Here is an 11,675-nt window from a genome sequence, read left to right as displayed (position 1 = left end):
CGGGATCGGGAGTGCCCTGCTTTCGAGTGTCGGGGGGCTGGAGCGGCTTCTCGCTTCCGGGACACCTGACGGGACCACCCGCGAAAAACTCGTCAACCGCCTCCAGAGCGTGCTGTGGAAGCTGGAAGGAGGCGCCGATGAGGCACGCGTGGAAACCGAACTCGACAACGTGACCGACGACGAGATGTTCAGCCTGCTCGGCGACGAGTTCGGCATCACTGAGTAGTTCCCGATTCGCCAGAGCAGTCCCCAGGGGAGGGGTTCCATGTCCACCGAGGACAGGCTTCGTTACTTTCTGAAGCAGGTGACGACCGACCTGCGCGAGACCCGCCGTCGGCTGCACGAGGCGGAGTCCGCACAGACCGACCCGATCGCGATCGTCGGGATGGCGTGCCGCCTGCCCGGTGGTATCGCCTCGCCCGACGACCTGTGGGAGCTGGTGTCCTCCGGCGGCGACGCCATCTCAAAGTTCCCGGCCGACCGCGGCTGGGACCTCGAAAAGCTGGTGGATCGCGAATCGGGCCGGGCCGGTACCTCTTCGGTGAGCGAGGGCGGTTTCCTCTACGACGCCGGGGATTTCGACGCGGGGTTCTTCGGGATCTCGCCGCGTGAGGCGACCGGCATGGACCCGCAGCAGCGGCTGCTGCTGGAGGCGTCGTGGGAGGCCATCGAGCGCGCGGGTATCACACCGCGCTCACTCAAGGGCAGCGCCACCGGAGTGTTCTCCGGCCTCGTTTACCACGACTATTCGACGCGGTTCCAGCAGGTGCCGGAGGAACTGGAGGGCTATCTCGGCAGCGGCAATGTCGGTAGCCTCGCCTCCGGGCGGGTGGCGTACACGCTGGGGCTCGAAGGCCCGGCGGTGACGGTGGACACCGCCTGCTCGTCTTCGCTGGTGGCGTTGCATCTGGCGGTGCAGTCGTTGCGCTCCGGGGAGTGCGACCTGGCACTGGCCGGCGGGGCGGCGGTGATGGCGACTCCGGCCGGACTGGTGGAGTTCTCCCGTCAGCAGGGCCTGGCGCCGGACGCCCGGTGCAAGGCCTTTGCCGCGGCCGCCGACGGCACAGGATTGTCCGAGGGCGTCGCGGTGCTCCTGGTGGAACGACTGTCCGACGCGGACCGGCACGGGCATCGGGTGCTGGCCGTGGTGCGGGGTTCGGCGGTGAACCAGGACGGTGCGTCGAACGGGCTCTCCGCGCCGAACGGTCCGGCGCAGCAACGCGTGATCCGCAGTGCGCTGGCGAACGCGCGGGTGGCTCCGTCCGATGTGGACGTCGTGGAGGCGCACGGAACGGGTACGCGTCTGGGTGACCCGATCGAGGCGCAGGCGTTGCTGGCGACCTACGGGCAGGGCCGGGAGCGCCCGCTGCTGCTGGGCTCGGTGAAGTCGAACATCGGGCACACGCAGGCCGCGGCCGGGGTGACTGGTGTGATCAAGATGGTGCTGGCGATGCGGCATGGCGTGGTGCCGCCCACGCTGCACGTCGATGAGCCGACGAGGGAAGTGGACTGGTCGGCGGGATCGGTGGAACTGCCGGTCGAGCAGATGCCGTGGCCGCAGACGGAGCACGCGCGGCGGTCGGGGGTTTCCTCGTTCGGTATCAGCGGCACGAACGCGCACGTCGTGCTCGAGGCGGCGCCCGAGACCCGATCCGAAACAGACGCCGAGGACCCGGCGCGCCCGTTGGTGACCGGCGCCGTGCCGTGGGTGGTGTCGGCACGGTCGGCCGAGGGACTTCGGGCACAGGCCGCGCGGCTGCGGGACCACGTGGTGGCACATCCGGAGCTGTCGCCCGTCGATGTGGGGTTCTCGCTGGCTTCGTCGCGTTCGGTGTTCGAGCATCGTGCGGTCGTGGTGGGTGCTGGGCGTGATGCCTTGTTGCGGGGTTTGGATTCGTTGGCGGTGGTGGAGCCGTGTGGGTCGGCGCGTGATGGTGTGGTGTTGGTGTTCCCGGGTCAGGGTTCGCAGTGGGTGGGTATGGCTGCTGGGTTGTTGGATTCGTGTGAGGTTTTTGCTGCCGAGTTGGCGGCGTGTGATGTGGTGTTGTCGGCGTATGTGTCGTGGTCGGTGCGGGATGTGTTGCGGGGTGGGTGGGGGCTGGATCGGGTGGATGTGGTGCAGCCGGTGTTGTTTGTGGTGATGGTGTCGTTGGCGGCTTTGTGGCGGGCGTGTGGTGTGCGGGTTGCGGGGGTGGTGGGTCATTCGCAGGGTGAGGTGGCGGCTGCTTATGTGGCGGGGGCGTTGTCGTTGGAGGATGCGGTGCGGGTTGTGGTGGTGCGCAGTCGTCTGGTGGGGGAGTCGTTGTCGGGCTGTGGTGGGATGGTGTCGGTCTCGCTTTCCGAGGATGTGGTGCGTGGGGTGCTCGGTGGTGGGGTGGGTGTTGCCGCGGTGAATGGGCCGGGTTCGGTGATCGTGTCCGGGGAGGACGAGGTTCTGGCCGAGTTGCTGGTGCGTTGGGAGGCGGAGGGGGTGCGAGCGCGGCGGATTGCGGTGGATTACGCGTCGCATTCGGACCAGGTGGGTGTCTTGGAAGAGCGCTTGCGTGCTTCGCTGGCGGACATCCGGCCGCGGGCGGGCACGGTTCCGTTCTATTCCACGGTGACCGGGGGAGTGCTCGATACCGAGGGGCTGGATGCGGACTACTGGTATCGCAACCTCCGGCAGACCGTGCTCTTCCAGCAGGCCATCACCAGCACGGTCGAAGACGGGAACACCGCCTTTGTCGAGTGCTCCCCGCATCCGGTGCTGCTCCCGGGGATCGAGCAGACACTGGCGGCCGAGGACGCCGCGGCCGTGGTGGTCGGCACCCTGCGGCGCGACGAGCACGACGCCACCCGGTTCCTGACGTCGGTGGGCGAGGTGTTCACCGCGGGCGCGACGGTGGACTGGTCGCGGGTGGTCGGCACGGGAGCCCGGCTGGACCTGCCGACCTACGCCTTCCAGCGCACCCGGTACTGGCTGGACGAGAGCGAGTCGCATGACTCGATGCTCGGGGCAGCCGTCGAAGGACCCGCGGGCTGGTTGTTCGCCGGCCAGGTCTCGCTCGCCCAGCAGCCATGGCTGGCAGAGCACACCGTCCTCGGCACCGTCCTCGCCCCTGGCGCTGCGCTGGTGGAACTGGCACTGCGGGCCGGTGAACGGGTGGGCTGCACCCGGGTCGGCGAGCTGACCCTACAGGAGCCGATGATCCTGTGCGAAGGTGAAACCCGGGACGTGCGCGTGGTGCTGGACCGGCCTGACGACGACGGGCTGTGGCCGATCAGCATTCATTCCAGTGTGGACACCGGCGACTCCGACGAGCGCGAGTGGATCCAGCACGCGGACGGAACCCTGAGCGCCGAGAATGACGACGGCGGGGTGTGCGATTGGGCGCTGTCCTGGCCCCCTGCGGGCGCCGAACCCGTGGACGTCCACGACGCGTACGAGCGGTTCGCCGCCTCCGGGTACGAGTACGGGCCGATGTTCCAGGGCATGCGGTCGGTGTGGCGACGCGGCGAAGAGATCTTCGCTGAGATCGCACTGCCCGACGAGGCCGACACCACCCGCTTCCTGATCCATCCCGCACTGCTCGACGCCGCGCTGCACCCATCGCTGGCGGCGGGTCCGGATGAGGGCGTCCGCCTGCCGTTCTCCTGGGGCGATGTGGCCGTGCACGCGGTGGGTGCGAACACCCTGCGGGTCCGGCTGACCGTCGGGAACCGGCTCTCGCTGGAGGCCGCAGGAACAGACGGCAGGGTGGTGGCCGGGGTCGGCTCCCTGGAGGCGCGGCCCGTGGACCCGGTGAAGCTGCGGACCGCGGGCCCGGCGCGGAACGGATTGTTCACCGTCGAGTGGGCGCCGCTCACCGTGTCCGGCACGTCCGGACGGGAGACCTGGGCTGTGACCGGCACCGACGATGCTGGATTCGCCGAGCAGATCCGCAACGCCGGTGTGCCACTGGGTGACCCGTCTTCGGCCGACGTGTACGCCCTTCCGGCCTTCGCGGACGAGGAACCGGGTGCCGGCGCCGCTCGGCTTCTGGATGTTCTCCAGTCCTGGATTGCCGATCCCGGCGACGGGCGGTTGGTGGTTGTGACGCGGGGCGCGGTGGCGGCAGTGGCGGGTGATGCGGTTACTGATGTCGCGGGTGGCGCTGTGTGGGGTTTGGTGCGTTCGGCGTTGAGTGAGCATCCGGGGCGGTTTGTGTTGGTGGATGTGGATGGTCGTCCGGAGTCGTTGGGTGCGTTGCCTTCGGTGTTGGGTGTGGGTGAGCCGGAGGTGGCGGTTCGTGCGGGTGAGGTGCGGGTGCCGCGGCTGGTGCGGGTGGGTGGTGGTCTGGAGTTGCCGGAGGGTGTGTCGTGGCGGGTGGATGTGACGAGTCGGGGGACGGTGGAGAATCTGGCGGTGGTGTCTGCTCCGGAGTCGGTGCGGGAGTTGGCTTGTGGTGAGGTGCGGATTGAGGTTCGTGCGGCTGGGGTGAATTTCCGGGATGTGCTGAATGTGCTGGGGATGTATCCGGGTGATCCGGGCCTGTTGGGCAGTGAGGGTGCGGGTGTGGTGGTCGAGGTTGGTCCGGGGGTGGTGGGTTTGGCGGTGGGTGACCGGGTGTTCGGGATGTTCGGGGGTGCTTTCGGGGCGGTCGTGGTGGCGGATGGTCGTCTTGTGGCGCGGATTCCGGTGGGTTGGAGTTTTGCTGAGGCGGCGTCGGTGCCGATTGTGTTTTTGACGGCGTTTTATGCGTTGCGTGATGTGGCGGGTGTGCGTGCTGGTGAGTCGGTGTTGGTGCATGCGGCTGCTGGTGGTGTGGGGATGGCTGCGGTGCAGTTGGCGCGGTATTGGGGTTGTGAGGTGTTTGCGACGGCGAGTCCGGCGAAGCAGTCGGTGGTGGCCGGGATGGGTGTTGATCCGGCCCGGATTGCTTCGTCGCGGACGCTTGATTTCGGGTCGGTGTTTCCTGAGGTGGATGTGGTGTTGAATTCGTTGTCGGGTGAGTTTGTGGATGCGTCGATGCGGTTGCTGGGGCGTGGTGGGCGTTTTGTGGAGATGGGGAAGACGGATGTTCGGGAGCCGGATGGGGTTTGGTATCGGGCGTTTGAGTTGGGTGAGGCGGGTCCGGATCGGGTTCGGGAGATGTTGGGGGAGTTGTTGGAGCTTTTTGGGCGGGGTGTGTTGTGGCCGTTGCCGAGGACGGTGTGGGATGTGCGGCAGGCTGGTGAGGCGTTTCGGTTTTTGTCTCAGGCGAGGCATGTCGGGAAGTTGGTGCTGACTGTTCCGCGCCCGTTGTCCGGCGGTGCGGTGCTGATCACCGGCGGCACCGGGACGTTGGGTGGGCATGTGGCGCGGCATTTGGTGGCCGAGCATGGTGTGAGGGATCTGGTGCTGGTCAGTCGTCGGGGTCTGGAGGCTCCCGGTGCGGTGGGGTTGAGGGATGAGTTGGTTGGTTTGGGTGCGCGGGTGCGGGTGGTGGCGGCGGATATGGCTGATCGTGAGGCTGTTGCGGGGGTGTTGGCGGGGCAGCGGTTGAGTGGTGTGATTCATGCGGCGGGTGTGCTGGATGACGGGGTGTTGGAGTCGTTGACTGCGGAGCGGGTTGCGAGGGTGTTCCGTCCGAAGGTCGATGCTGCTGTGGTTCTGGATGAGCTGACCCGTGAGATGGACCTCGCCGCCTTTGTGGTCTTCTCCTCCGCCGCGGGCACTTTCGGCGGCCCGGGACAGGGCGGCTATGCCGCGGCGAACGCCGCCCTCGACGCGCTGATGCAGCGCCGCCACGCCCAGGGCCTCCCCGGGACGTCCATCGCCTGGGGGCTGTGGGAGGACCGCAGCGCCATGACCGGACACTTGGCGAGCCGGGACCTCTCCCGTATCACCGGTGCCGGGCTGCGTCCCATGAGTACCGAAGAAGGCCTGGCCCTACTCGACGCGGCGCTGAACACCGGCCGCCCCTACCTGGTGGCCAGCAACTTCTCGCTCCGCACCGCCGAGGGGGCGGAAGTGCCGCCGATCCTGCGGGGCCTGGTGCGGGCCCGGCCCCGTCGCGCGGAGGTGGCGGCGTCCGGTTCCGGGACGGCGGACCGGCTCGCCGCGATGGCCGAGCCCGAGCGCCGGCAGCTGATGCTCGACCTGGTGCGCACGCACGCCGCGACCGTGCTCGGGCACGGCTCCGGTGAGGCCGTCGACGGCGGCCGGGCGTTCAAGGACCTGGGCTTCGACTCCCTGACCGCGGTCGAGTTGCGCAACCGGCTGGCCACCGCGACCGGGCTGCGGCTGCCCGCGACGGTGGTCTTCGACTATCCCTCGTCGGCCGCGCTGGCCCAGTACCTGGTCGAGCGATTGGTCGGCACGGTGGCCGGCCCGGAGCACGCGTCCTCGGTGGTGCGGGACGAGGACCCGGTGGTCATCGTCGGCATGGCTTGCCGGCTGCCCGGCGGGGTCGCCTCGCCGGACGACTTCTGGTCTCTGGTGTCCTCAGGCGGCGACGCGATGTCCGGTCTCCCCGCCGACCGCGGCTGGGACCTGGAGGGGTTGTTCGATCCCGATCCGGACCGGGCGGGCACGTCGTATGTGCGCGAGGGCGGTTTCCTCCACGACGCGGCGAACTTCGATGCGGAGTTCTTCGGCATCTCCCCGCGTGAGGCGATTGCGATGGACCCACAGCAGCGGCTGCTGCTGGAGGTTTCCTGGGAGGCGCTGGAGCGTTCGGGTATCGATCCCTTGTCGCTTAAGGGAACCGCGACCGGGGTGTTCGCCGGGCTGATCTACCAGGACTACGCGTCGAGGTTCCAGCAGGCGCCGGACGATCTGGAGGGGTACTTCGGCAACGGCAACACGGCCAGTGTCGCCTCCGGCCGGGTGGCCTACACCCTGGGCCTCGAAGGCCCGGCGGTCACCGTGGACACGGCGTGCTCCTCGTCGCTGGTGGCCCTGCACCTGGCGGCGCAGGCGCTGCGCTCGGGCGAATGCGATCTCGCGTTGGCGGGCGGGGTGACCGTCATGTCCACGCCGGGGGCCTTCGTCAGCTTCTCCCGTCAGCGGGGACTCGCCGTCGACGGCCGGTGCAAGGCGTTCGCCGCGTCGGCCGACGGCACCGCCTGGGGCGAGGGCGCCGGTCTCGTGGCGGTGGAGCGGCTGTCGGACGCTCGGCGCAACGGCCATCGGGTTCTCGCGGTGCTGCGGGGTTCGGCGGTGAACCAGGACGGCGCGTCCAACGGCCTGACCGCGCCCAATGGTCCGTCGCAGCAGCGGGTCATCCGGCGGGCGCTGGAGAACGCCGGGCTGGAACCGTCCGATGTGGACGTTGTCGAGGCGCACGGCACGGGTACCCGGCTGGGTGACCCGATCGAGGCGCAGGCGTTGCTGGCGACCTACGGGCAGGATCGGGAGCGCCCGCTGCTGCTGGGCTCGGTGAAGTCGAACATCGGGCATACCCAGGGTGCGTCCGGGATCGCCGGGGTGCTCAAGATGGTGCTGGCGATGCGGCACGGGCTGATGCCCAAGACCCTGCATGTGGACGAGCCTTCGCCGGAGGTGGACTGGTCGGCCGGAGCGGTGGAGCTGGCGACCGAAACCACGGCCTGGCCGGAGTCCGGGCGCGTGCGGCGCGCGGGGGTGTCCTCGTTCGGGATCAGCGGCACCAATGCCCACGTCATCCTTGAGGCGCCGCCGGAGGAACCCGCCCGGGAGCCCGAAGACGGATTTCTCGTGGGAGCCACCCCCTGGGTCGTCTCGGCGAAGTCCGCCGAAGCCCTGCGGGCCCAGGCCTCCCGGCTGGCGGGCTTCGTGACATCGCGTCCGGAACTGTCGCCCGAGGACGTGGGTTCCTCGCTCGCGACCACACGTTCGGTCTTCGAGCATCGTGCGGTGGTGCTCGGTGCTGATCGCGAGACCCTGTTGAGCGGCTTGAACTCGGTGGCAGCGGGAGTGCCCGGCACCGGGGTCGTCGTCGGCGCGGCGTCGGACGACGGCGTGGTGCTGGTGTTCCCCGGCCAGGGTTCGCAGTGGGCCGGGATGGCCGTGGGCCTGCTGGACACCTGCGAGATCTTCGCCACCGAGCTGGCGGCCTGTGACGAGGCGCTGTCGGCGCACATCTCTTGGTCCGTACAGGACGTGCTGCGAGACGGGGCCGAGCTGGACCGGGCCGATGTGGTGCAGCCGGTGTTGTTCGCGGTGATGGTTTCGCTGGCCGCGGTGTGGCGGGCGAGTGGCGTGCGGATCGCCGGGGTGATCGGGCATTCGCAGGGTGAGGTGGCCGCCGCCTGTGCCGCGGGTGCGTTGTCCTTGGAGGACGCGGCACACATCGTGGCGGTGCGCAGCCGGCTCATCGCGGAGTCCTTGTCCGGCAAGGGCGGAGTGGTTTCGGTGTCGCTTCCCGAGGAGGTCGTGCGGGGGTCGCTCCCCGACGGAGCGGAGATCGCCGCGGTGAACGGACCGAGCTCAGTGGTGGTGGCCGGGGAGAACGACGTGCTGGCCCGGTTGCTGGCGGGCTGGGAAGCCGAAGGCGTGCGCGCCCGGCGGATCGCGATGGACTTTGCGTCGCACTCGCGCCAGGTGGAGGTGCTCGCTGAGCGGTTGCGGGACGAACTGGCCGACATCTGGCCTCGCCGGGGCGAGGTTCCGTTCTATTCGACGGTGACCGGGGGCGTGGTCGACGCCGAAGAGCTGGATGCGGAGTACTGGTACCGCAACCTCCGGCAGCCCGTCCGGTTCCAGCAAGGCGTCGAGAGCGCCCTCGCCGGTGGCCACCGAACGTTCGTCGAGGTGTCGCCGCATCCGGTGCTCGTTCCCGGGATTGAGGAGGCGGTGGAGGCTGCGGGGGTTGATGGTGTGGTGGTGGGGACGTTGCGTCGGGGGCACGATGATGTGACGCGGTTTTTGGCGGCGTTGGGTGAGGTTTTTGTGGCGGGGGGCGGGGTTGGGTGGAGTCGTGTGGTGGGGTCTGGTTGCGGGGTGGATTTGCCGACGTATGCGTTTCAGCGCAGGCGTTTTTGGTTGTCGTCTGGGGGTGGGTCGGGGGATGTGTTGGGTTTGGGGGAGGAGTTGCCTGGTTGGGGTGGTTGGTTGTTCGGTGGTCGGTTGTCGTTGGGGTTGCAGCCGTGGCTGGCTGATCATGTGGTGTTGGGTGTGGTGTTGGTTCCGGGTGCTGCGTTGGTGGAGTGGGTGTTGCGGGCGGGGGTGCGTGTGGGGTGTGGCAGGTTGGATGAGTTGACGTTGCGGGCGCCGGTGGTGGTGCGTGATGGTGAGTTTTTGGATGTGCGGGTGGAGGTTGGTGGCCGGGATGGGGCGGGGCGTCGCTCGGTTGTGGTGCATTCGTCTGTGGGTTCGGGTGTGGCGGGGGATTCCGGTTCGCGGGAGTGGACTTGTCATGCTGAGGGGGTGCTGGCGGAGGGGGTTGTGGAGTCGGCTGTGTGTGATTGGGCGGTTGTGTGGCCGCCGTCGGGTGCGGATGTGGTGGGTGTGGGTGGTGTGTATGAGCGGTTTGCCGAGGCGGGGTATGAGTACGGGCCGGTGTTCCAGGGGGTGCGGGCGGTCTGGCGCCGGGGTGAAGAGATTTTCGCCGAGGTCGAGTTGCCGGACGATGTGGACAACACCGGTTCCCTGATCCACCCGGCGCTGCTGGACACGGCGCTGCACCCCGTGGGTGTGGCCGCCCCCGGCGACGAGGCGGGGCTGCCGTTCTCCTGGAGCGGTGTGTCCATCCATGTACCCGAGGCGAGGGAGCTGCGAGTGCGGTTGACCTCCGGCGACGGTCGGATCTCCCTGGTCGCCGCGGACGCCACCGGCCAGCGGGCTGTGACGCTGGAGTCGCTGGTGTCCCGTCCGGTGGACCGCGCGCAGCTCGAACCGGCACGGGACGGTTTGTTCGGCGTGGACTGGGTTCCCCTGGACGCCCCGGATGTCCTGCCGGTGAACCGCTGGGTCGTGCTCGGCACCGACGAACTCGGTCTCGCCGAGGCACTCCAGGTGGGTGCCGAACGCCCGGAGACCCTGGACGACGTCCAGGACGACGCGACCCTGGTCCTGGTGGGATGGGAACCCCGGACCGGGGCCACCGCGGAGACGGTGTTCGCGGAGTCGGCGAGGGCACTCGGCCTGCTCCGCGCCTGGGTCGAGGAGCCGCGCTTCGCCGATGCCCGGCTCGTGCTCGTCACCCGGGACGCCACCGGCGGAAATCTCGCGCACGCCGCGGTGTGGGGGCTCGCGCGCTCGGCGCAGGGCGAGCATCCGGACCGGATCGTCCTGCTCGATCTCGACGAGCACCCGGCATCCCCCCGGGCGGTGGCCTCCGCGCTGAGCACGGGTGAACCACAGCTCGCCGTCCGCGCCGGGCAGGTCATGGTGCCGAGGCTGGCCCGGGTGGCGGCGCCCCCGGCCGCGCCCGCCTGGCGTACGGGCGGCACCGTGCTGGTCACCGGAGGCACCGGCACCCTGGGCTCACGGGTGGCCCGGCATCTGGTGACCGAGCACGGTGTGCTGGACCTCGTGCTGGTGAGCCGCCGCGGGCCGGACGCCCCGGGTGCGGCGGCACTTCTGGAGGAGCTGACCGGCCTCGGGGCCACGGTGCGGATCGTGGCGGCGGACCTGGCGGACCGTACCGCGGCGGAGGAGGTGCTGGCGGCGATCCCGGCCGGGCACCCGCTCACCGGGGTGGTCCACACCGCGGGCGTACTCGACGACGGGGTGCTCGGCTCGCTCACCGCGGATCAGCTGGCCCGCGTGTTCCGCCCGAAGGTGGATGCGGCACTGGTCCTGCACGAGCTGACCGAGGGCATGGACCTCGCCGCCTTCGTGCTGTTCTCCTCGGCCTCCGGGGTGTTCGGCGGTATGGGGCAGGCGAACTACGCGGCGGCCAACGCGTTCCTCGACGCGCTGGCGGCACACCGCCGGTCCCGGGGGCTGCCCGCGGTCTCGGTCGCCTGGGGCATGTGGTCCGAACGCAGCGAGCTGACCGGCGGCCTCGCCGACCGCGACCTCAAGCGGATGACCGAAACCGGCCTGCTGCCCCTGACCACACCGGAGGGGCTGGCCCTGTTCGACGCGGCGCAGGCGGCGGACCGGCCGTCTGTGGTCGCCACTCGGCTCAACCCGTCGGCATTGCGCACCGCCGAGACCGTGCCGCCGCTGCTGCGTGGCCTGGTCCGCCCGGCCGTGAAGCGGGCTGACGCCGCCGACGACCCGGCGCGGCTGAAGACCAGGCTCACCGGTCTCGACCAGGAGGAACGGCGCCGGGTACTGCGCGACATGGTCCTCAAGCACGTCACCGCGGTACTCGGGCACGCGCCCGGCACGGCCATCGACGAGAACCGGCCGTTCCAGGAGCTGGGCTTCGACTCGCTCACCGCGGTGGAGTTGCGCAACCGGCTCACGACCGCGACCGGTGTACGGCTGCCCGCGACGGTGGTCTTCGACTACCCCACGGCGCGTGACCTGGCCGGGTACCTCGCCGGCGAACTGAACCAGCGCGGCACGGTCGCGCCGCTCCAGGCCCGTTTCGACGAGCTGGCGGCCGCGGTGGCCGAGCTGGAGGAGGACTCACCCGAGCGCATCAGGCTGCTGACCAGGGCCCAGAACCTGGTGCTGAGCCTCAGCGGGGGAAGCCCCGGCGCCAAGCGGGACCTCGACTCGGTGGACGACGACGAGATCTTCAGCTTCATCGACAACGACCTCGGCCTCGACTGACGTCGGCCACACCAGCACCGCA

Annotated in this window: 1 protein-coding gene; it reads left to right on the top strand. The window is 69.7% G+C overall.

Annotation, left to right across the window (positions count from 1 at the left end; genetic code table 11):
* Positions 1-265: 265 nt before the first annotated feature.
* Positions 266-11,653 carry an SDR family NAD(P)-dependent oxidoreductase gene (locus ACJX2R_RS01135; protein ID WP_413098314.1) on the top strand — a complete coding sequence of 3,796 codons (11,388 nt, stop codon included), beginning with the start codon at positions 266-268 and terminating at the stop codon, positions 11,651-11,653.
* Positions 11,654-11,675 lie beyond the last annotated feature (22 nt).

The sequence above is a fragment of the Streptomyces sp. Inha503 genome (assembly GCF_047215865.1).
In the GTDB taxonomy this organism is placed as follows: Bacteria; Actinomycetota; Actinomycetes; order Streptomycetales; family Streptomycetaceae; genus Streptomyces; species Streptomyces lycopersici.
Note: the sequence above shows the minus strand (reverse complement) of the source record. Positions and strands in the feature narration are given on the sequence as shown.